This is a genomic window from Bradyrhizobium sp. CCGUVB14 (assembly GCF_024199935.1).
Lineage (GTDB): Bacteria > Pseudomonadota > Alphaproteobacteria > Rhizobiales > Xanthobacteraceae > Bradyrhizobium.
Genome location: NZ_JANADS010000001.1, coordinates 4,040,148 through 4,061,859, shown reverse-complemented (window position 1 = coordinate 4,061,859; position 21,712 = coordinate 4,040,148). Strand labels below are relative to the sequence as shown.

At 64.2% G+C, this 21,712-nt stretch carries 17 protein-coding genes; 5 read left to right on the top strand and 12 right to left on the bottom strand.

Annotation, left to right across the window (positions count from 1 at the left end; translation table 11 throughout):
- The first annotated feature begins 31 nt into the window (after positions 1 to 31).
- Both NLM32_RS18665 and NLM32_RS18660 read left to right on the top strand, forming a co-directional pair.
- Entirely contained in the window at positions 32 to 982 is a 951-nt protein-coding gene (locus NLM32_RS18665) for an alpha/beta fold hydrolase (RefSeq protein ID WP_254130379.1), read from the top strand.
- A gap of 119 nt (positions 983 to 1,101) precedes the next feature.
- Positions 1,102 to 1,842 carry a hypothetical protein gene (locus NLM32_RS18660; protein WP_254130378.1) on the top strand — a complete coding sequence of 247 codons (741 nt, stop codon included), beginning with the start codon at positions 1,102 to 1,104 and terminating at the stop codon, positions 1,840 to 1,842.
- Positions 1,843 to 1,854: 12 nt separating this feature from the next.
- Here the strand turns inward: NLM32_RS18660 and NLM32_RS18655 are convergent, their stop codons facing one another.
- Entirely contained in the window at positions 1,855 to 4,713 is a 2,859-nt protein-coding gene (locus NLM32_RS18655; RefSeq protein WP_256568269.1) for a winged helix-turn-helix domain-containing protein, read from the bottom strand.
- 316 nt (positions 4,714 to 5,029) lie between these two features.
- Here NLM32_RS18655 and NLM32_RS18650 point away from each other — a divergent pair, with 316 nt between their 5' ends.
- Complete coding sequence (locus NLM32_RS18650; protein WP_254130377.1) at positions 5,030 to 6,034, top strand: AraC family transcriptional regulator; 1,005 nt, start codon at positions 5,030 to 5,032, stop codon at positions 6,032 to 6,034.
- Between the two features lie 5 nt (positions 6,035 to 6,039).
- On the opposite strand, the gene NLM32_RS18645 is transcribed toward NLM32_RS18650, so the two are convergent.
- From NLM32_RS18645 to NLM32_RS18620, 6 genes are all read right to left on the bottom strand, one after another.
- Positions 6,040 to 6,294 (bottom strand): hypothetical protein, encoded by a 255-nt coding sequence (locus NLM32_RS18645; RefSeq protein ID WP_254130376.1) that lies wholly within the window; start codon positions 6,292 to 6,294, stop codon positions 6,040 to 6,042.
- Between the two features lie 143 nt (positions 6,295 to 6,437).
- On the bottom strand, positions 6,438 to 8,942 hold the full coding sequence (locus NLM32_RS18640) for a two-component system VirA-like sensor kinase (protein ID WP_254130375.1): 2,505 nt from the start codon (positions 8,940 to 8,942) through the stop codon (positions 6,438 to 6,440).
- Complete coding sequence (locus tag NLM32_RS18635; RefSeq protein WP_254130374.1) at positions 8,939 to 9,937, bottom strand: cytochrome-c peroxidase; 999 nt, start codon at positions 9,935 to 9,937, stop codon at positions 8,939 to 8,941. The genes NLM32_RS18640 and NLM32_RS18635 overlap by 4 nt, the downstream gene beginning before the upstream one ends.
- 233 nt (positions 9,938 to 10,170) lie before the next feature.
- On the bottom strand, positions 10,171 to 10,653 hold the full coding sequence (locus NLM32_RS18630) for a DUF1127 domain-containing protein (protein ID WP_254130373.1): 483 nt from the start codon (positions 10,651 to 10,653) through the stop codon (positions 10,171 to 10,173).
- Between the two features lie 191 nt (positions 10,654 to 10,844).
- Positions 10,845 to 11,570, bottom strand: a complete 726-nt coding sequence (locus NLM32_RS18625) for a response regulator (protein ID WP_254130372.1) — start codon at positions 11,568 to 11,570, stop codon at positions 10,845 to 10,847.
- Positions 11,571 to 11,973: 403 nt separating this feature from the next.
- Positions 11,974 to 12,918, bottom strand: coding sequence for a cytochrome c (locus tag NLM32_RS18620; RefSeq protein WP_254130371.1), 945 nt, complete (start codon positions 12,916 to 12,918; stop codon positions 11,974 to 11,976).
- A 277-nt stretch (positions 12,919 to 13,195) separates the two neighbouring features.
- Here NLM32_RS18620 and NLM32_RS18615 point away from each other — a divergent pair, with 277 nt between their 5' ends.
- Positions 13,196 to 14,542 (top strand): glycosyltransferase, encoded by a 1,347-nt coding sequence (locus NLM32_RS18615; protein WP_254130370.1) that lies wholly within the window; start codon positions 13,196 to 13,198, stop codon positions 14,540 to 14,542.
- Positions 14,543 to 14,593: 51 nt separating this feature from the next.
- Here the strand turns inward: NLM32_RS18615 and NLM32_RS18610 are convergent, their stop codons facing one another.
- Genes NLM32_RS18610 through NLM32_RS18590 form a run of 5 tightly spaced genes read right to left on the bottom strand, consistent with a single transcriptional unit; the run spans position 14,594 to position 20,690 of the window.
- Positions 14,594 to 16,201 (bottom strand): ABC transporter ATP-binding protein, encoded by a 1,608-nt coding sequence (locus NLM32_RS18610; protein WP_254130369.1) that lies wholly within the window; start codon positions 16,199 to 16,201, stop codon positions 14,594 to 14,596.
- Complete coding sequence (locus tag NLM32_RS18605) at positions 16,198 to 17,010, bottom strand: ABC transporter permease (RefSeq protein WP_254130368.1); 813 nt, start codon at positions 17,008 to 17,010, stop codon at positions 16,198 to 16,200. The genes NLM32_RS18610 and NLM32_RS18605 overlap by 4 nt, the downstream gene beginning before the upstream one ends.
- Positions 17,007 to 17,951, bottom strand: coding sequence for an ABC transporter permease (locus NLM32_RS18600; RefSeq protein WP_254130367.1), 945 nt, complete (start codon positions 17,949 to 17,951; stop codon positions 17,007 to 17,009). Before NLM32_RS18600 ends, NLM32_RS18605 begins: the two co-directional genes overlap by 4 nt.
- A 13-nt stretch (positions 17,952 to 17,964) precedes the next feature.
- Positions 17,965 to 19,530, bottom strand: coding sequence for an ABC transporter substrate-binding protein (locus NLM32_RS18595; protein ID WP_254130366.1), 1,566 nt, complete (start codon positions 19,528 to 19,530; stop codon positions 17,965 to 17,967).
- The gene (locus NLM32_RS18590; RefSeq protein WP_254130365.1) at positions 19,530 to 20,690 is read right to left on the bottom strand and encodes a C45 family peptidase; all 1,161 of its coding nucleotides are present in this window, start codon (positions 20,688 to 20,690) and stop codon (positions 19,530 to 19,532) included. Before NLM32_RS18590 ends, NLM32_RS18595 begins: the two co-directional genes overlap by 1 nt.
- A 99-nt stretch (positions 20,691 to 20,789) precedes the next feature.
- Here NLM32_RS18590 and NLM32_RS18585 point away from each other — a divergent pair, with 99 nt between their 5' ends.
- Positions 20,790 to 21,701 (top strand): GntR family transcriptional regulator, encoded by a 912-nt coding sequence (locus tag NLM32_RS18585; protein ID WP_254130364.1) that lies wholly within the window; start codon positions 20,790 to 20,792, stop codon positions 21,699 to 21,701.
- Positions 21,702 to 21,712: the final 11 nt, after the last annotated feature.

Genomic DNA, 21,712 nt, shown 5'->3' with positions numbered 1-21,712 from the left:
CCATCTCTCCAAATACGAAAGGCGCAGCGTCATGAACATCCCGACCTTGCTCACCCTCTCGGCCGCTCTTGTCGGCATGGCGCTGCCCGCCTCTGCCCAAGACCTGCGGTCCAGCCGGCGCTCGATCAGCTATCACACGGTCGACGTCCAGGGCCTCAAGATCTTCTATCGCGAGGCCGGGCCGGCGGATGCACCGACCGTGCTGCTGCTTCACGGCTTTCCATCCTCCTCGCGGATGTGGGAGCCATTGCTGCCGCTGCTTGCGGACAAGTACCACCTCATCGCACCCGATTATCCCGGCTTCGGCAACAGCAGCGCACCGCCGCCGTCTGGTTTCAACTACACGTTCGACAACATCGCCGGTGTGATCGGCGAACTGACGGGCAAGCTTGGCCTGAGCAATTACGTCCTGTTCATCCAGGATTACGGCGGTCCTGTCGGCTTCCGGATGGCGCTGGCGCACCCCGAACGGGTCCGCGCCATCGTCATCCAGAATGCAGTGTCGCATGAGCAAGGCCTCAGCCCGCTCTGGGCTGCGCGGCGGAAATACTGGGCCGATCCGGCGCACGAGCTCGAAGCGCTCAAAGCCAACTTTACGTCCCTCGAAGCGACGCGGCAGCGGCACCTCGGCGCGAGCCCGCGCCCGGAGCGCTACGACCCCGACACCTGGACCGACGAATATGCGTTCCTGACCCGTCCCGGACAGCCGGAAATCCAGACCACGCTGTTCCTGGATTATCGCACCAATGTCGCGTCCTATCCGAAGTGGCAGGAGTGGCTGCGCAAGACCAAGCCGCCGACGCTGGTGGTCTGGGGTAAATATGATCCGTCCTTCACCGTTGCCGGCGCCACCGCCTATCGCGACGACGTGCCCGATGCCGAGGTTCATATCCTGGAAGCCGGCCATTTCGCGCTGGACGAGGCAACCGATGAGATCGCGTCGCTCGTCCGCGACTTCCTGGCGCGGCTCGACGGCCATTAGCACCGCGAGCCCAACGGTGCCGCCCGGGATGCGCCCCGCTGGCAGCTCAACGGCGCTTAACAACGCTTAACGGGCGGCCGCCTGCGTTCGGGCCTATCGCTATGGAGTGACATCACCCCATGCGAGAGGGAACGGCCAGGATGATTCCGCTGCTGGCAAATGCGATCGAAGCCTATGGTGGCCTGAGCCGATGGAACGCACACAGGCGCCTCACCGCCACGATCGTGACGGGAGGGGATTTGTGGGCGTTGAAAGGCCTCGATCAGGATCAGGATCCGCGCACGATGCGGATCGATCTGCATCGCCAGTGGGCATCGCTCGAGCCGTTCGGGAAACCTGGCCAGCGCACCGAGTTCAGTCCCGACCGCATCGCCATCGTCACCGCGGATGGACGTATCGCGGCCGAGCGGAAGAATCCGCGCGCTTCGTTCGCACGGCACGACATGCGGACGCATTGGGATCCGCTGCACAGCGCCTATTTCAACGGCTACGCGCTATGGACCTATCTGACCACGCCCTTCCTGCTCGCCATGGACGGATTCGAGGTGCGCGAGATCGCGCCCTGGCGCGAAGGTGCCGAGATCTGGCGCGGACTGCGCGCGAGCTTTCCGGCAGCTATCGCAAGTCACAGCCTCGAGCAGGACTTCTATTTCGGCTCGGACATGCTGATCCGGCGGCATGACTATCGAGTCGAAATCGCCGGACATTTTCCCGCCACGCAATATGCGTCTGATCCCGTCACGATCGGCGGGATCACGACTCCGACGCGCCGGCGAATCTATCTCCGCGACGACGATCTGATGCCGATGCGCGATGCGCTGATGGTGTCGATTGACCTCTCGGATGTCCGGTTCGACTGAGAAATCATCCCTTCAGTCCTCGTCCAGCATCGCCCGTGCCGCTCTCAGATCGGCGGTCTCAAATCCTTCCGAGAAGCGCGCGTGGGTTTTGGCGAGATCGTCGAGCGGATTTCGAACGCCTTGACGACGCCGCAGCCGCGCCAACGACATCTCACTTCGCAACCGCCAGGACAGGGCCCCCTGCCGCTCGGCCATCGCAATCGACGCGGCAAAACTTGCTTCTGCAGCGTCCAGTTCGTCACCGCGCGCCTCAAGCTCGCCGCGCAGGCGCAGGAGCTCCGGCATGTCGAAAGCCGCGCCCTCGGGCCCGATGCGAGCGATCGCCTCTTGCAGGACAGCACGTCCCTCCGCCGATTGACCGAGCGCAGCCAGCCCCTGCGACAGTTCCGCAATGAAGGCCGACGCGTAGAGTTCGTAACGATCAGCGTGCAGGCGTGGCAGCGCGGTTCGCAGCAAGTCGATCCCCTCCCTCACATTGCCGCGGGCGATCATGGTCTGGGCCCGAAAGCCGGCCGCGACGGCCTCGTAAGGCGCGAGCCCATGCATGCCGGCATGCGTCGCGAGCCGCCCGGTCAACGCCTCGACGGTGGCCCAGTCGCCGACCCAGCCAAACACCGAGGCCGACCAGCACAGCGCAATACAATGCATCACGACGTCGCGTGGCGCAGCCGCGCCGATAAGCGGTCGGACGCATTCCATCGCATTGTCGGGGAAGCCGCGCAACCACAGCACCCGCGCCAATGGAATCTGCGGCGTGCGCGAATAGGCAAAATGACCAGGTTGCGCCCCGCGCAGCGCCGCGTCGTCGCGCACGCCCTCGTCCAAATGAGCTTGCGCCTCAGTCTGGTTGCCGACGAGATGATAGGACACGCCGACGAGAGCCTTGCTCCCGGCGATGCCTGCGGTATCCCCAATCAGGCGCGCGACCCGCTCGGCCTCCAGCGCGATCGGGACCAGATGCCGGAAATCGCCGGTCCGGCGATAGAACATGTTCAGCCGCGACAGCAGCCTGAACTTGTTGGCATGGTCGCCCAAGGCTTCCGCGATCTCCAGACCGTGCTTCAGCGCGCTCTCGGCCTGCTCGCTGTTGCGTTCCGTGAACATGAAGGCGTGGCCGAGCGTCGACTGGAGCTCGAGCTCCCATCTGCTGCCGCGGCTGGTGTCATCGAGCATCGCAAGCGCGCGCTGGGACCACAGCCGCGCCTCGTTGAGCAGATTGAGCTCGACGAACAGCCGAGCGCAACTCCCCGCCAGCGGCACGCGCAAATCGGCGCCGAAATCGTTGGCATAGCTCCATTCCAGCGCGGCACGGGCATCGGCGAGCAGGCTCGCGCGGCTCTGCGAACGCGAAGCCTGATCGCCGCCCGCCACCTCGATCATGCTGGCTTCCAGCGAGCGCTGAACGTAGCCGGCATGCCGGCGTGCAACCGCTTGCGCCTCGCCGGCTTCGACCAGCTTCTGGAGAGCATACACGCGCGTGGCGTCGAGCAGGCGGTAGCGGCGCGAAGCGCCCTCCGGCCGTGTCGACACCAGCGACTTGGCCACCAGTTGCTCCAGCGCATCGACGACACGTTCGACCGGCTCGGTCTCGGCGGCCGCGACCGCGATCGCGTCCTGAAGCGTGAAGGAGCCTGCAAAGACGGCGAGGCGCTGAAGCACGATCCGCTCGGTCTCCCCGATCAGACTAAAACTCCAGTCAAGCGTCGCGCCGAGGGTCTGTTGCCGCGGCGGCGCCGTGCGCCGGCCGCGCCATTCGAGCTTCAAACGACTGTCGAGCAGCGCAGCCATCTCCCGCAACCCGTACACGCCCACGCGCGCGGCGGCGAGCTCGATCGCGAGGGCAATGCCATCCAGCTTGCCGCAGATCTCCGCAAGGATCTCCGCGTCCTCATCGGGGACGTCGGACCTGTGACCGGCCGCGGCGGCGCGCTCCATGAACAGGCGTGCCGCCGGATAATTCACCATTTCGTTTGCGCTAAGACCGGCGCCCTGCGGCGGGCCCGGCAGCGGAACGAGCTCGAAAATCTGTTCGCCTTCCACCAACAGCGACTCGCGGCTGGTCGCGAGAAGGCTGACGCCCGGCGCCTCGCGGTGAATGGTCTCTGCGAGGCGTGCGACCTCGTCGATCACATGCTCGCAACTGTCGAGGATCAGCAGCAGGCGGCGGCCGCGCAGAAAGCTGACGACACTGCCGGTCGGATCGGAATGATGGACGACAAGACCCAGCGTGGCGGCCAAAGTGCTGGCGACGAGCGCCGCGTCCTTCAAAGGGCCGAGGTCGAGAAAATGGACGCTGCCCTCGAACGTCTCCCACATCTCGTGCGCCAGTGCGATCGCGACAGTGGTCTTGCCGATGCCGCCAGGACCTCTGAGCGTGACGAAGCGCTCACTGAGCAGGCGCGATGCCAGCTCCGACAGCACGTCCTCCCGGCCGATCATCCTGTCCAGGCGATACGGCAAGGACAAGGGCGACGCCACGCTTCCGGCAACCTGCGGCGCAGGCTTCGACGCCGGCCGGATCTCGCCGCGTTCCACCGTCGCGACGAAGCAATAGCCGCGGCTCGGGATGTTCGTGATGTAGCGAGCGCCGTCCTTGCCGTCGCCCAGAACCTTTCGGAGCTCGGCGACGTGGACCCGCAGGCTGATCTCCTCGACGGCCAGACCGGACCAGGCAAAAGCCAGGATTTCGTTCTTCGGCACGACCTCGCCGGCCCGGCTTATCAGCAGGCGCAAGATATCCATCGCGCGGCTGCCCAGCTTGACCGGCACACCGTCCCGCTCGAGCAGACGCGACCGCAGGGAGAACGGCCCAAACGAAACCGCATCGAGATCAAGGCTCGCGAAACCTTTGCCACGAGAGGCATTTTCCAAGGGGAGCTCGGTCACTTGCAGTTCACGGGGCAGACTCGATCGACGCGAGCACGAGCAAGATCTGCGTCATGGAACGGGACGCAGCAATAGCCGACACGGCAATAGCGTCCTCCGCTTGATCCAAACCTTTGAAATATTGGCAAGAATCCAGCCTCCCGCGACCAGCTGCCGCACCACGTCCGCTCCCACACAATCTAACACATCCTAATCACCCCTAACGGGCTTCCAAGCCTGCCCGCGCCTATCCTGTCAGCATACCGAGGATGCGAGTTCACCGGTCATAGCGAACGACCGCAAAGCTCAGAAGGAATAAGCGATGCTGACCGAATTGCACGAGACCCACGCCCGGATCGATCTCCCGGCCGGCCCGAGAGATCACGAAGGACCTCACGTGGCGCAGGCAATCGCCCGGGAAGCCAAGTGGCGTCAGATCGTTTGCAGCGGGCAGGCTGCCCTGGACGATGTCACGATCTCGCGATGGGACGACCCACGGGAGGCCTCGTGGCACGCAGCGACGACGCCGTCCGACCGATATTTCGTCGGCATAGCGTTGAAGACGACGCGTGCCATCCTGACCAGGGAGCGCCGGATCATCTTCGACGGCACCATGCCGTCAGGGACCCTGTACGTCAGCGCACCGTCGAGACAGCTGAGCGCCCAATTCCAGGCGCCCTGCGCTTTCCTGCACGTCCACATCTCTGCGGAGCATTTCCCGACACGATGGGCGCAGGGAGCAGCTGAAGGGCTCGACGACCTCGTTCTGTTGCGCGATCCGCTCGCCGCGGGCCTTGCCAAGGCGCTCGCCGAGCAAGGCGACGCCGCCGGTTACCGATTTGCCCATTGCATTGGCCAGATTCTTGCCATGCATCTGGCCGGGCCGGAATTGCCGCGCGCCAAGGTCAATGCTCTGCCGAAATGGCGCCTGCGGCGCGTCGAGCAACATATCGCCGCTCATTTCGAACGCAGTATCAGCCTGTCCGAGCTCGCCAATGTTGCGGGTCTCTCGAGGATGCATTTCGCCGCACAGTTCCGTGCAGCGACCGGATACCGTCCTCGCGAATACCTGCTCAATCATCGAATCGAGCATGCAAAGTCGCTGCTGACGACGACGCAGCGCCCGCTGGCCGAGATCGCTCTTGCCGTCGGGTTCAGCACCCAGGCGCATTTCTCGACCGTGTTCAAGCGCATCAGCGGCCAGACGCCGGCGCGATGGCGCGCCGCCGCCAGGAACGAACGGCCCGAGCTTGAAAGCCTCCCGCGGCGCAGGCTTTCGCCGGACAAGGATTGGCTCATCAATGGACCTTACGCAAATGCGCTGTGAGGCCTTCAACAGCCGCGACAGATGACCAGCTTGCGATCGATCTCCGCGTCGAGCCGCCGCAGCTCCAGATCCGACGATGACAATTGCGTCGCTCCGGCCACGTCGCTGAGGCGCGGCTGGCGATGACCAACGGGAGCCTGCCCCGGCAAACTGAGGGCGAAGCGATGGGTTGTCATGTCGGCACTGCCGGCGACGACAGGCGCCGAGCCCAACAGAAGCGAGGTAGCCACGCTGATCAAGCCAAGTCTTTTCGACATCATCCTTCTCCTATCGCAGTCACGATCGGTCGTTCTCAGATGAACAACCGAGGGCAATCGATAGAAGCTGCGCGCTACATAGTGACTTCGTGTCCGCGAGATCGCGTTACCGGTGAAACTGCGCGATCGCGAGCCACCAAACTGCGCTAGCGAGCAGTCGCGATCTGTCGCAATCCGCTGCCGGCCGGTGTTGCGGCCAGACATCGTGCGAGTGTCATGGCGAGCTCGGACGACATCAGCGGGTGATGAACCATCCCGGTGATTCCAGACGCAGCCAGAAGGTGCGCGGCAAGATCGCGCGTCGACGGGCTTGCGAGGATGATCGGCAAGCCCGGTGCCGCCCTGTGCAGCGATGCTGCGAGATCGAGCGAAGAACCACCCGGCAAGTGACACACCAGTGCCGCGTCGAAGCGCGCCCGAGCCGACCGGCACGCCGCCTCGGCCTCGGCAAGCCCTGTGAAACCGACCGGCTCGTAGCCGAGTGCCGCCAGGATCTCCTCGTGGCGCAACAAGCGCCTGCGATCGGTCTCGAGCACCAGGATCGTCTCGCCTGCGCCCCGAAACGCGAGAGGCGGTGCCTGTTGCAGCGACACCGGTTCGCGCGAACCGTCGGACGGCAGCCATACATCGAAGCGGGTCCCCTCACCCGGCGCGCTCTGCACGGCGACTGCGCCACCATGCTGTTCGACGATCTCGCGAACCGTTGCCAACCCAAGACCGGTGCCGTCGATACGCGTCGTGAAAAACGGTTCGAAAATGCGCTCCAGCGTGGCGTCGTCCATCCCGGGTCCGGGGTCGGAGACCGAGATAACGACGAAGCGGCCCGATCCCAGGTCTGTCCGTCCGATCCGCAGCGGATGGATGACTTCGCGCTCGGCGATGCGCAGGTCAACGAAGCCCGGCTCCTCCAATGCCTGCGCTGCATTGTTGCAGAGATTGAGAATGACCTGCTGCAACTGTTCCGGTTCACCCGATACGGTCGCGGTCTCAACGCCCTGGCTGATCGTGAGCTTGACGTGCGATGGCAAGGATGCGGCGAGAAGAGCTGCAGTCTCCGCAACCAGCACCTCGACGCGTACGCGTTCCTGCCTGCCCCGGCTACGCCGGCCGAAGGTCAGGATCTGCCCCACCAGCTCGCGTGCCCGCTCGCCTGCCCTGCGGATTTCGGCAAGGCTCGCCGCAGGCCGGCTTCCCGGCTTGATCCCGCTATCGGCCATTTCGACATAACCGAGGATCGCTCCGACGATGTTGTTGAAATTATGCGCGATGCCGCTTGCGAACGTACCGATCGTTTCCATCCGCCGCGCCTGTTGCAGGCTTGCCTCGAGCCGCTCCTTCTCCTGCTCCAGCTTCACGCGCCGCACGGCATTGCGGATGGCATCGAACGCCATGCGGAAGAGCGCAAACTCGGCCCATTGGCTCAGCGCCGAGGCCTGCACCGCCTCGAAGCCGAGAATGGCTCCCTGTTGTTGTCCCGACAGGGTCTTGATGCAGAGCCAGCCGCGAATACCGGCTTGTTCGAGGAGATTCATCACATCGTGGGGATGTGACGGTCTGACCTTGGGAATATAGATGATGACGTCCTCGCCGCCGTCGAACCGCTGGGCCAGGCCAAGCGCCCGCTCCGGCCACCCCTCGTCGAGGCGCACGCCGTCGCGGGACCACCGGTAGACATTCCCGTTGGTCGCTGACCGCCAAGCGAAATAAGCCCTGTCTGCACCGATGCACCCCGCCAGCTCCTCCAGTGCGTGCTCGACATGATCCCTGAGCTCGTCTCCGTGCGAATAGATGAAACGCATCGAGATATTCGCGATCACATGCTCGAAGGCGGCACGACGTCGCAGCGCCCTGGCACGCGCACGCAACAACAGGCCGAAATACACCAGGCCACCGAGCAGCAGCAGCGAGGTGAGATACTGCAAAAGACGATTTTTGCGCGCCGCCGCTCGCGCGCTGAGCTGGCGCTTGATGATCAGGGCGTGAACAGCGTCCTGCTCGCGGTTGCTGGCTTCGGCGACCACGGCTTTCAGAATGCCATCCACCGCCGGAAGCAGGTCATGCAACAACTGGCCGTGCGCAATGATCGCGTGTATCGAGGCCGCTTCGTCGGGCGGCGCCTGCAGGAGGGCCAGTCTGTCGAGCTGGCCCTGCACCTCACCTGCACCGGCACTGGACGTATCGATCGTCAACTGCAGCATGGCAGCCGCAAGCGCGGAGACGCCCGCGACCAGCGGCTTGTCATCCGACGCGGAAAGACGGGCGCTGAACATGCCGAAATAGGCAAAGGAATTCTGCAGCAGCGCATTCTGGCTCTTGAACTGCTCGATCAATTCCTCCTGCCGGCGGGCGCGCTCGGCCAGGATGTCGATCGCGGCATTCTCCTCCCTGTCCGAGCCCGCGGCTTCGCGCAACCGCACCACCGCCGCGTCATAGGCCTCGACCATCCGCACCAGGGCGTCATAGTTTCGTGACAGACCGGCGCGCGATGTCAGGACTTCGCGGCTCATGCCGCGTTCGAACCGGGTGAAATCCGCGAGAGCCTGGGTCTGGCGATCATAGCGGTCCGAATTCAGGTTGAGGCCGTTGAAGAGAAGCCAGGTCAGCAGCGCCAGCAAAAAGGACACGCCGACCGCACCAGGAGCGACTTTCATGGTCCACCTCCGACAGGCACGCCGCGATATTGTCCGGTCAGGCTGTTGAGATAGGCGACCAGCGCCTCCACCTGCTGATCGGTCAATGTCGCATTCAATTGCGCGAAGCCCATTTTGCGGACTGCATCTTCGAGCGTGGGCGCGCTGCCATCATGAAAATAGGGTGCAGTCGTCGCGACATTGCGCAGGCTCGGCACCCGCAGGATCGCGGGATCTGGCGACGCCAGCGGATGAAAGATACCGTGACGCTGAAACAGATTGCCGCCGACATTCACCCCCTGATGGCATGACGCGCATCCGAGTGACTTGAACAGCCTGTATCCGTCCAGCTCCTTGTCCGACAGCGCAGACTTGTCTCCGGCGAGCCAGCGGTCAAACCGGCTGCCGGGCGTGACCAGGGTGCGCTGAAAGCTCGCGATCGCATCGACGATATTGCCCGGATCCGGCCGGTGGCCGTAAGCAGCGACAAAGGCCGTCCGCATGCCTGGATCGAGATCCAGCTTTGCGGCGATACCGGCGAGACTGCTTCCCATGATCTGCGGATTGACCAGCGACGCCGAGACATCTGCCTCAACGGAGCGATATTTTCCTTCCCAGCCGTAGCGAAAATTGAGCGTCGAGTTGAAGACGGTGGTCGTGTTCAGCGGCAGCTCGGCGCCATCGCGGCCAAGGTCGCGCCGCTTCGCGCTTGCGCCGTTGGTACGGATGTCATGACACGACGAACAGGTCCGCGAATTGTCAACCGACAGCCGCGCGTCGTTGAACAGGCGCTCACCGAGCTCGACCTTGCGAGGATCGATCTCCGGAGCCGGTGGCATCGGCGTGATGGGCTCTTCCGCACTGCGCACCGCCGGCGCCTGCGGCGACAACTGGAACGGGGCGAGAGACGGTGCTTGAGACGGGTGCAGACAGACCAGGAGCAGCGCGCCGATCGCCACGACAGAGCGCCAACGCTTCAACTCATGGAAGATCCTGGTCTGAGCGATTCCGGACAAGCCTTGCACATAGGTTTCGCATTACGGTTCGGCAATGCGGGGCCACGACGGATCGGGCCGTCACCCTTCAAGTCTTATTGATCGATACGGCAGCTCTCGCCGCCGCACCGATCACTCCTTAGAGGCGGCCATGTCGAATCGCTACGATCAGGCCGCTCCTGCGGCTGCGCAAAATGATGGAGCGCACGGTCGCGCGATAGAAGCCAAGTCCGGCAACTGCGAGGAAAACAGCGTCAGCAATCACGGCAATACCTCACCACCCGCTCGATGTCGGCCCGGCCGTTGATGCCGAGATCCCGCAAGGTGCGATCGTCGTAGCTCGACAGGGCCACGACGGCTCGATTGATCTCCCGCTCCCGCCGCCAATGCTTCCAGAGCACCGCGGTCGTTTCGCCGAGGGCAGACCACCAGCTCCAGTGGCGCCGGGCGTTCAAATCAATCCGTGCGCTGACGTCCGGACGCGGCGAACGTGGAGGCGCGGTGCGCGGCAACGCTTCCACCGGAAATGTCGCGTTCGGATGGAGCGCCGCGCCATAGAGGGCAAATCCCTCCATCACGGATAGCAAGAACGCAGACCACCAACTGGTCGGACGGTCTGCTTCCGCTGATGGCTTTAGCGGCCTTGGTGCATCCCCCAGTGTGCCGGGCCGCACCGCACGGTCGCGCCGATCGCTTCTGCGGCGATCCGAAATATCCGCGATGCGGCCGGCTTCCATCTCGAGAGGCCGCACCACGCGGACCACGTTTGAGGGCAAGTTCTGTTTCAACATGCGACGAGTTCTCCAACGCAATGCTTGCAGGAGACACCCTGACGTCCGGCTGTTACACCGGGATCACTGTTGCGCAGAAAACAGTTACGATTGCAGCCGGCCGCTGCCATGCTTTCACCATCACGACATCAGCCGCCCTAGAACGGCTCGACCGGCACGGTGAAGACGTAGCCCACGCCGCGCTCGGTCTGGATGATGCGCGGCGCGCTCGGGTCGTTCTCCAGCTTGCGTCGCAGCCGCAACACCTGAACGTCAATGCTGCGATCGAAGATGTCTTCGTGGATGCGGGTTGCCTGGAGCAGGTGCTCACGGCTGAGCGGACGTTCGGGCGCCTCGAGGAAGGCCAGCAGCAGGGCATATTCGCCCTTGCTCAGGGGAACCGGCGCGTTGCTGGCGTCGACCAGCTTGCGGCCGCGGCGCTCGAGCTTCCAGCCGTTGAACCGATAGCCGCCGCGCTCGGGATCCCGCGCGCGAGCGGCCCGTCCGATTTCCTGACGCCGCAACACCGCACGGACGCGGGCCAACAGTTCCCGGAGGCTGAACGGTTTGATGATGTAATCATCGGCGCCCAGCTCAAGACCGACGATACGGTCGATCTCATCGGGACGGTGCCCGGTCGTGATGATCACGGGCACATCGGAGTGAGAACGGATCTCCCGCAGCAGGTCAAGCCCATCCTCCTGACCGAGGCGCAGGTCGAGAATGATCAAGCAGGGTTGCGCTCCCTCGAGATGACGATGCAATTCGGCACGGTTGGATGCAGCCCTCCCCGGTACATTATGCTCTTCCAGATATTTGATCACCATTTGCCGCAAGGTGGGATCGTCATCGACAACGATGACATGGCCGGCGTCTGCCAACATATTTGATCTCTCAAACTTGCCTTAGCCGACTTTGTCGTGCCGGCTTCGGCTGATGCGAAAATGAGTTCCTTTGAAGCCGGCGGCACCCGGTTGAAATCCGTTGTCATGTGCCGACGACCTGCCTTCTTATGCGCGAACGACAAATATAGATGTTGCCTTCAATGTCAGCCGAATAGGTCATTTTGCCGTCATACTCGGCAAAATCTCCGATACGTGATGAATTGTGATGTAGATGATTTACTACCCAAGTGAACATCGCCTCGACGGACCAGCAGTGTCGGCGTTGTTCAGTTAACTCAGAACGATTCTAAAATCGGGCAGCGCACGGGCGCAGCTGCCGAAGTGACATGACCTGATGATGAGTCGACGTCATTTCGCGGGCTTGTGGATGCCGCGCGACATACTACGGGTGCCGTGACTGCGTCAGATATTGATACAAGGCCACAAGCTCGTCGTTGTCCATCCGTCCGATCGGACGCCACGGCATTTTCTCCCCGATCTGGTGCCCATTCGGATCGACGCCGGAGCGCATGGTGGCGATGAATTCGTCGCAGGTCCACTGCGCGACAATGCCGAGGTCGGGACCGAGCGGCGGCAACTGGCCGGGCACGCCTCCACTGAGATCCTTGCCGTGGCATTCGCGGCAGTCCTGATAGGATAGCAGGTACTCGCCGTATTCGGCCGTCGGCCCTTTTGCGGGCGCAGCAATGCGCGCGGCGGTCACCGGCTTCGCGTCCGGCAACATCCCGGCCCCCAGCATCGCCAGGCCGACGAGGTTGAATCGATCGAGCTGCCCCGGCGTGGGCGCGCCCGCGGCCGGGAGACTGCGAAGATAGGCGATCACCGCAACGGTGTCGTCGTCGCTCAGCCGGCTCGCGTTGGTGAAGGACATGATCGTGAGCCAGCCTCCGTTCGCATCGACGCCGTTGCGAATGGCGCGAAAAATCTCGCCATCCGACCACCGCTTCAGTGGTCCGGCGGGCGTGAGATTGGCGGCCACGAACGAGCCGATATTGATCGGAAGATCCTCGGCGAGATTGCCACCACCGGTCAACGTCGCCTTGTGGCATCCGCTGCAAAAGCTGGCGGTCACGGCCTTGCCGCGCGCGACCCGCTCGGGCGTGAGTTCGACCTTGACGCTTGGAAGAGGCGCGGAGCGCGCGTGCTGCCTGACGAGACCTGTCGCAGTCAGCGCGCTGACCGACGACACCAGGATCGTCAAGACGGCCGCCAGCCCCACACCGCTCCATCTCAAGACGCGCGACCGGACCTGCAGTGCACGCCAACCGAACCAGACCATGAATGCCGCAAGAGCCACCAGTAGAATGAGACTGACAATATTCGGCATGCTCGTCCTCACGAACTCGAAAGGAGCGATTTTCGTAACTATGAGGACGGGACTACCGCGCTGTTTCAGCATTGGCGGCGTGAGTTACCGTTGTAACAGGACCAGGATTCGCCCGGATCGGCGTACCGTTGTCCATCGCCGCCGCAACGCCATGATGAATTGCCGCCGTAACCAATTTGGCGCAGTGCGGAAGTTCTGCCGTAACGGCCATCCCAGCACTCTCCCTCTGCTCATCGACCGCCCACGGCCGATGCTCGACAATCAGAGGACCTATTCCATGAAGATTCTCATCGCTTCGACACCTGCGACGGGCCATCTCAACCCGCTGCTCGCCATTGCGCGCATTCTCGTCGCCGAGAACCACGAGATTGCCTTCCTGACAGGGACCGCATTTCGAGCTCGCATCGAAGCCAACGGCGCGCAGTTCTTCCCGCTTCCGGAGGGCGCGGATTTCGATCTGCGCGATATTCTCTCGGTGGTCCCCGAGCTGAAGAGCCTTCCTCCGGGGCCCGACTGGCTACGTACCGCCTGCGAGCGCATCTTCGTCGACTCCATCCCGGCACAAAACCAGGGCTTGTACGAGGCGTTGGAACACTTTCAGGCCGACATCATCATCGGCGACGACATGCTGTTCGGCATCTTTCCGATGCTGCTCGGACCGCGCGAGATGCGGCCGCCAGTTGTACTGTGCGGAACGTCGTTTCTGCACTGGGAGCGCGATGACGGCGCGCCAAACTTTCTCGGCCTGCCGCCTGCGTCCACGGAAGAGCAGCGCCAGCAATATGCGGTCATCGCGGGTGCGTATGACGCTGATGTCGACCAGCCGGTCCTGCGCAACCTGAACAGGGTGCTGAAGAGCTTCGGCGTCGGTCCGCTGTCGAAGCCGATGTTCCATTCAGTCATCGAGTTCGCCGACGCCTATATGCAATTGTCCGTGCCGAGCTTCGAATTTCCCCGGCCGTTTCCACCCAATGTACATTTCGTCGGAACGCCGCCGATCATTCCGCGCCAGGCGCCCTTGCCGTCGTGGGCGCAAGAGCTCGATGGGTCGCGGAAGGTCGTGCTGGTGACGCAGGGCACCGTGGCCAACCACAATCTGGGGCTACTGATAGCACCGACGCTCATCGCGCTTGCCAACGAGCCGGACGTGCTGGTGGTGGCGACGACCGGCGGTCGCCCGGTCGAAGCGATCCCCGCACCCGTCTCGTCAAACGCAAGACTTGCCACCTATCTGCCGTTCGAATGGCTGCTGCCTCGCGTCGACGTGCTGGTCAGCAATGGCGGTTATGGCAGTGTCAACCAGGCCATGAGCTTCGGAATTCCGCTGGTCACGGCGGGCATGACCGAGGACAAGGCCGACGTCAACGCACGCGTCGCATGGTCCGGCGTCGGCATCAATCTCGCGACCAACGAGCCAACGCCGGACGCGATCCGAGAGGCGGTGCGCACCGTGCTCGATCGCCCTGCCTACCGCATGCGTGCCTCGCGAATGGCCGACGAATTTGCCGACATCGACACGCGATCCGAGATTCTCCGGATCATCAGCCGTCTCGTGGACGATCGCGAAGCGTCGCGGCGGATCGGCACGCTCGAACCCGGCCGCGGCCGCCGCGTCGCACGGTAAATTCGCCCGGTCCGTTACAAGAGGGGAGCGCTGCTTCCCTCTTGCGCCCGTTCAACCCGAAGCGCGCACGGCCGCTGTTCCCTCAAAGTCCAGCACGGGTGCCGCCGCGAGCAGCGCCTTCGTATAATCGTGCTGCGGACGATCGAAGATGTCGTCGCGCGAGCCCTGCTCGACAATCCGGCCACCTTGCATCACCACGACCCTGTCGGCCACCTGCTCGACGGCCGCGAGATCGTGGCTGATGAACAGGCAGGCAAATCCATATTGCAGCTGAAGCCGCTCGAACAGCTTCAGCACCTGCGCCTGGATGGTCATGTCGAGTGCCGAGACCGGTTCGTCCGCGACGACAAAGGCCGGCTCGCGCACGATGGCTCGCGCGATCGCGATCCGCTGCCGTTGACCACCCGACAATTCGTGCGGCCAGCGCGTGCCGAGGCCGGCAAGGCCGACCTCATCCAGCATCGCCTCGACACGCCGATCACGTTCATCGGCCGCCAAATGTGCGACGTGACGAAGCGGCTCGGCCACGATCTCGCCGACGCGCATGCGAGGATCGAGCGAGGAATAGGGATCCTGGAACACCAGTTGCGAAGCAAGGCGGAAGTCACGATCGATGGTGGCCGTCACGTCCCTGCCCTGGAACCGGATCTCGCCGCCTGACATCGGGATCAACCGCAGCATGGCGCGGCCAAGCGTCGTCTTGCCCGAGCCGCTGCCACCGACCACGGCGACCGTCTCTCCCGCGCCGATGTCGAGGTCGACGCCGTTGACCGCCAAAACGCCCGCATCACGCCGGAACAACCGCTGGCGCCCACCGAAGCCGACCTTGAGGCCTCGCACGCTGACGAGCGGCTCGCCGGCCTGTCGCGCTTTTGTCGTATCGCCGCGGCGCGGCAGGGCCTCGACCAGCCGCCTGGTATAGGCTTCTTGCGGCGAGAACAGGATCTGTCGCGTCGTCCCGGTCTCGACCATCTTGCCCTGGCGGAGCACCAGCGCGCGCTGCGCGTAGCGCGACACCAGGCCGAGATTGTGGGTGATCAGCATCACCGAGGTGCCGTGGTCACGGGCGAGCCCGACCATGAGATCAAGCACCTCGCGCTGCGTCAGCGTGTCGAGCGCCGTGGTCGGCTCGTCCGCGATCAGCAGCTTCGGCTTCAGCAGCATCACCGACGCCAGCATGATGCGCTGACGCATGCCACCGGAGAATTCGTGCGGATAGGCGTCGAACGTCCGCTCGGGATCACGGATCTGTACGCGCGCGAGCATATCGAGGCAGCGACTGCGGATCTCCCGCTTTCCCAGCCGTTCGTGCAGGCCGAGCCCCTCCGCCATTTGCGCACCGACGCTGATGGCGGGATTGAGCGAGACCATCGGCTCCTGGAACACCATGCCGACGACGGGACCGCGCAGTCCGCGCATTTGGCGCGCCGATGTGGTCGCAAGGTCGATGCCGTCGAGCACGATACGGCCGCCAGCCTTGCGAAGACCTGGTGGCAACAGCCCGAGCACGGCACGTGCAGCCGCCGTCTTGCCACTGCCGGATTCGCCGACAACGGCGAGGAATTCACTGCGATCGACGGTGAAGGAGATATCGTCGACGATCGCGGCCTTGTTGGCCGACGCCTCGATGCGCAGATTCTCGACCGACAGCAGCGTCATCCGTGCGCCATCCTCGGGTCGAGGCGATCGCGCAAGGAATCGCCGAGCAGATTGATGCCGAGTAGCGTCAGCGCGATGCAGAGGCCCGGCGCGATCGAGAGCCAGGCCGCGGTTTCCATGAACGGACGGCTTGCCGCGAGCATGTTGCCCCAGGTCGGGGCCGGCGGCGGCACGCCGAGGCCCAGGAAGCTCAGCGCGCTCTCGGCCAGCAGCACCCAGCCGAACATGCTGGTCGCGAGCACCGCGACCGGCGCGATCGCGTTCGGCATCACGTGGCGGATCATCGAATAGACTTCCGAATTGCCGATGACGCGCGAGGCCTCGACATATTCCTTCTCGCGGATCGACAGCACGGTGCCGCGCATTACGCGGACCACGGACGGAATGTAGGCAAGACCGAGCGCGAGGATCAGGCCGGTCTTGTTGGCGCCGACGACGATCATGACGGCAAGCGCCAGCAAGATGCCGGGGAAAGCAAGCAGCGCATCGGTGACAGCCATGATGATCCGATCGACCCAGCCCCTGACGTAGCCGGCCGTGCAGCCGATCATCATTCCGAGTGTAACCGCGAGCACCACTGTGAGCACGGCAATCACGACGCTGGCGCCGGCGCCGACCATGACGCGGCTCAACACGTCACGGCCGAATTCGTCCGTGCCGAACCAATGCAGCGACGAAGGCGCTTGCAGCCGTGCACGCAGATTGATGCGCAGCGGGTCGAACGGCGTCCAGAACGCCCCGGTGATGGCAGCGCCGAGCAGGAACGCCATCAGGACGCCGCCGATTGCGGTGTTGGCGCGCACTCTCATGCCACCGTTACCCTCGGATCGAACAGCGGATAGCAGAGATCGACGACCAGATTGACCACAACATAGATCACGGCTGTAAACAGGAGGCAGCCCTGCACCACCGGATAATCGCGGGCGAAGATGGAATCGACCAGCAACCGGCCGAGACCGGGCAGCGTGAACACCGTCTCGATCACGGCGATGCCGCCGAGGAGATGGCCGAGCACGAGACCGATCAGGGTCCAGGTCGGGGCGAAGGCGTTGGGCAGGACGTGCCGCGCGAGCACCCGCCACTCCGGCACGCCCTTGGCGCGCGCATGCGTGACATATTCGAGCCGCAGCACTTCGATGGACGCGGCCCGCGCCATGCGCGTGAGCACGCCGATCTCGACCATGGTCAGCGTCGCGATCGGCAAGACGATGAAGCTCGCCGCCTGCCAGAAATTCTCGGTGAACGGCACGTAGCCGATCACCGGTAGCCATTTCAGCTTGAGCCCGAACAGCAACAGCAGCAGCAGCCCGAGCCAGAAGCTCGGGATCGATAATAGCAGCGTGGCGCCGCCGACGACGGAGAGATCGAGCAGGCTGTTCTGCTTCCTGGCCGCGACGAGCCCGGCCGGGACCGCGATGCAGGCAGCCGCAGCCACCGCCACCAGCACGATGACGGCGCTGACCTGGAAACGCTCGAGAATGAGCGGCAACACAGCGAGGTTGTTGGTGATGGAGTGCCCGAAATCGCCGGTCGCAAGCTTTGCGATCCAGTGCATGAACTGAACCGGGATCGGCTGATCGAGCCCGAGCTGGGCGCGCAACTGCGCCGCTTGCGCGGGATCGGCGGCATCGCCGAGCATCACCTGCACGGGGTCGCCTGGAATGAGCCGGACCAGCGCAAACACCCCGATCGCGACCAGCAGCAAGGTCGGGATCGTCATGAGCAGCCGTCTTGCGAGATAACCCAGCATGCAGTACCCTTGCCTACTCGACCGTGACGCCCCAGAACCGCGGCTGAGGATAGAGCCAGCCGACATAGCCCTTGACGCCGTTGCGCAGCGCGGTCAGCTCGGCACCGTTGAACAGCACGATCATCGGCACGTCGGCGATGAAACGCTTGTGCATGTCGTCGAACAACGTTTGCCGCTTCGCGGCGTCGTCGATCATCATCGACTGGCGCAGCATCTCCTGCCCCTCCGGATTGTCCCAGACCTTGCGCGGCTGCGTCGCTTTCGGCCCGGTCAGCATCTCGAAGCTCAGGGAGGGATCAAGCCGCGCCGAATAGACGAAGGCCATCGACTGGTAGTCGCCGCGATTGTATCGATCGAGCTGCGCCGCCCAGTCCATCACCTCCAACTCGATATTGATGCCGACGCCCTGCGCCATCGCCTGCACCAGCACGGACGCATCGAACACAAAGCTGTAGCGCTTGTTGGTGATCATCTTGATCGGCTGGCCGCGATAGCCGGCCTCCACCAGCAGCTTCTTGGCTTCCGCGATGTTCTGCTCGTAGCCATGCGATTGCGCTTCGCCGTAGAACGGGCTGCCGATCGGCAGTGCTGAATTGTTAGGACGTGCCGTGCCGAGCATCACGGCGTCGACGATCTGCGCGGTGTCGATGGACAGCGCGATGGCGCGGCGGATCCGCACATCCTTCAGCAGCGGATCCCTGGTCTGGAACAGGATGCCGGTGAGGCTCAGCGACGGGGTGATGCTCAGCTGCACCTCGGGACGTGACTTGAGATCCTCGAGATCCGGGATGGACAGTGCCGTGATCACGTCGAGCGAACCGCTGAGCAGCCCCGCCTTCGCGGCCGAACTGTCCGGGATCACGTTGAAGCGCACGCGGTCGACCTTGACATCCTTGGCGCCGGTATAGCCCGTGCGCGGCTCGCTACGTGAGACGTAGCCGTCGAAGCGGACGACATCGACATATTGCCCCCGCTTCCACTCGGCGAGCTTGAACGGGCCGGTGCCGATCGGGGCGATCCATTTGCCGTCTGCGCCGACGGAATCGCGGTGAATGACAGCGGTCTGGCCGCAATCGGGCCGCGCGATGGTCGGGAGGAACAGCGCCGTCGGCTGATCGAGCGTGATGGCCACGGTCTGCGCGTCCGGCGCCTCGATCTTCTCGATCCGCGCGATGCCGCTGGCGCTGAACTCGGACAGGCAGCGCCATTGCGTCGCCGGGTCGAGCCAGCGCTTCAGCGACCAGACCACGTCATCGGCCGTCATCGTCGCGCCGTTGTGGAACTTGACGCCTTGCCGCAGGCGGAACGTGTAGGTCTTGCCCTCGTTCGAAAGGGCCCAGCTGTCGGCCAACATCGGGCCAATCGAGGTATCGTCGCGGAAGGCGACCAGCCCTTCCACGATATGCGCGACCACCGCATCCGTATTCGCATCGCGGTTGGTGCCGGGATCGGTCGAGCGGATATCGGCGTTGATCCGCGCCCTCAACAATGTCTCGGCGCCGGCTTTGCCCAGCATGGCCCACAGGGCCAATGCGGCCAGACCGACCGCCCATGCCGGCGCTGGCCGACGCCGCCGCATCACGCCGCCCCCGCCGCAGCCGACCGCTCGAATGCGGCCCGCCCGATCTCGTCGATCTCCAGCCGATACTCGGTGAACTCACGATTGAGCGCGGGCAGCGGCGCCGCTTGCATCAGCCCGCTCGCCGGCTCCATCAGGATCATCGCCACGGTGGCGCTGAGATTGTTGCTGAGATTGCGGCGCGGCGGACGGCACACCGACCAAGGATAGGCGAACTCGTCGAACAGCGCGCTCTTGACGGTGTCGAAGGTGATGCTGCCGATGTGCGGCTGCAGCAAGTCGCGGACGCGGATGTCACGGTAGAGACTGTCCGGCGTGTTGAAGATGCCGGTGTCCTTCAGCTTGCCGAGCGCTACGGGGCTGACGAAGTGATTGGCATGGACCAGAAGACCGTTCTGCGGATGCACCTGGAACGTCTCGTCCGGCGCACATTCGAAGTCGATCGCCACACCCTCGCGATGGCTGACGATCATGTTGTTGGCCGCTGACTTTTTCGTGCAATAGACCGCACGCATCGCCAGCGCGAGATGCTCGTTCTCGAGAACCTTGCGGCGGATCAGCGCCAGCGGCACGCCGACCTGGCGATAGTCGCGGTCGCTTTCGAGATAGTTCGCGGTGATCGCGATCCCGACGGAATTGAAGCCGCAGCGGCCGAGCGCGCCGGCCTCGGTGAAGGTCATGAGGTCAGGACCGTCGTCGCGCCGCACCTTCAGCACCACGGCCGTCTCCGCGCATTCGCGCTTCCAGTCCCAGTTCTGGGCATGGATCAGCCGACCCCTGGCGGTCGCCTGCGGCAGCACGACGACCCCCGTGCAGCCATCCGGATCTTCCGGCGTCTTCAGGCGCGCGCGGATCGCAGGGTTTGCGAGCTTGATGATCTCGGTGCGGGCATTGAGCAGGACGATATCCTCGAACGGGACATCGGCACCTTCGGCGATGCCGCGCATCTCCTCGATATAGCTCGGCTCGAAGGCTTCGATGACGGGCAGATAATCCCGCACCAGCTCGGCCACGCCCTTCGCATCGAGCGAGAGCTCCTTCAACTGCGCGAAGTAGTGCGTGGTGCCTTTCTTGATACGGGCCACCGCCTTCTGCCCGTACTGGCGTCCACGTTCGCGCGGTGGACCGGAGATTTCGATCAGGGGAAAGGGCTCGACCATGGGACGCCAGGTTCCTTTTGAAGTTCCTTTTGCTTTCCCGGGAAGCCTAATGTACTTTGTGATGACATGAAACAAAAATCTTCGACCGCGAAATCTGCCTTGGAAAAGGCGCCGCCAAGCCGGCTTCAGCGCGAATTATCCTCAGGGATCATCGACCTGATCCGAAGCGAACGGCTTGCGCCGGGAACTCGTCTTGCCGAGGTCGCACTTGCCGAGCGCCTCCAGGTCTCCCGCACGCCGGTGCGCGCGGCGTTGAAGTTGCTGGCGCGGCGCAAGCTCGTGCGTGCCGGCGAGGGCCGTGGTTATTTCGTCGCCGACACGCCTCCCGTTCCGCACAAGGCGCCGCCGAAGCCGAGCCCCGACGAGACCGACCGCCTGTTCCTGGCGATCGCGCGCGATCGCCGCGCCAAACGGCTGCCCGACGAGGTGTCCGAGCGCGATCTGATGCAGCGCTATGATGCGACGAGGCCCGTCGTGCAGCGCGTGCTCGCCAAGCTCGCCGAAGTCGCCGCCGTGCAGCGCAAGCCGGGGCATGGCTGGCGCTTCCAGCCGACGCTCGGGGATACGCAGGCGCGCGACGAAAGCTATCGCTACCGCCTGCTGATCGAGCCCGCCGGCCTGCTCGAGCCGGGCTTCCGGCTCGATCCGGCCTGGGCCGCCGAGATGCGCCGCCGCCATCAGGACATGCTGGCGATGCCGTGGAGCGACACGCTCAGCATCGCACTCTACGAGATGAACGCCGCCTTCCATGAAGGCCTCGGGGCCGCATCCGGCAACCGCTATCTGCTGGTCGCCGTTCAGCAGCAGAACCGGCTGCGTCGCTTCGGCAACTATGATTGGACCTTCGGTTATGAGCGCGTGGTCGTGAACTGCCGCGAGCATCTCGCCATTCTTGACCAGCTCGAAGCCGGTCAGAACGAGGCCGCAGCCGCGCTGCTGCGCCGACACCTCGAAAGTGCCGCCAAACTCAAGCGCAACCCGTCCAGCTCCGCTCCGTCCAAAACCACCTGATCACGTACAAG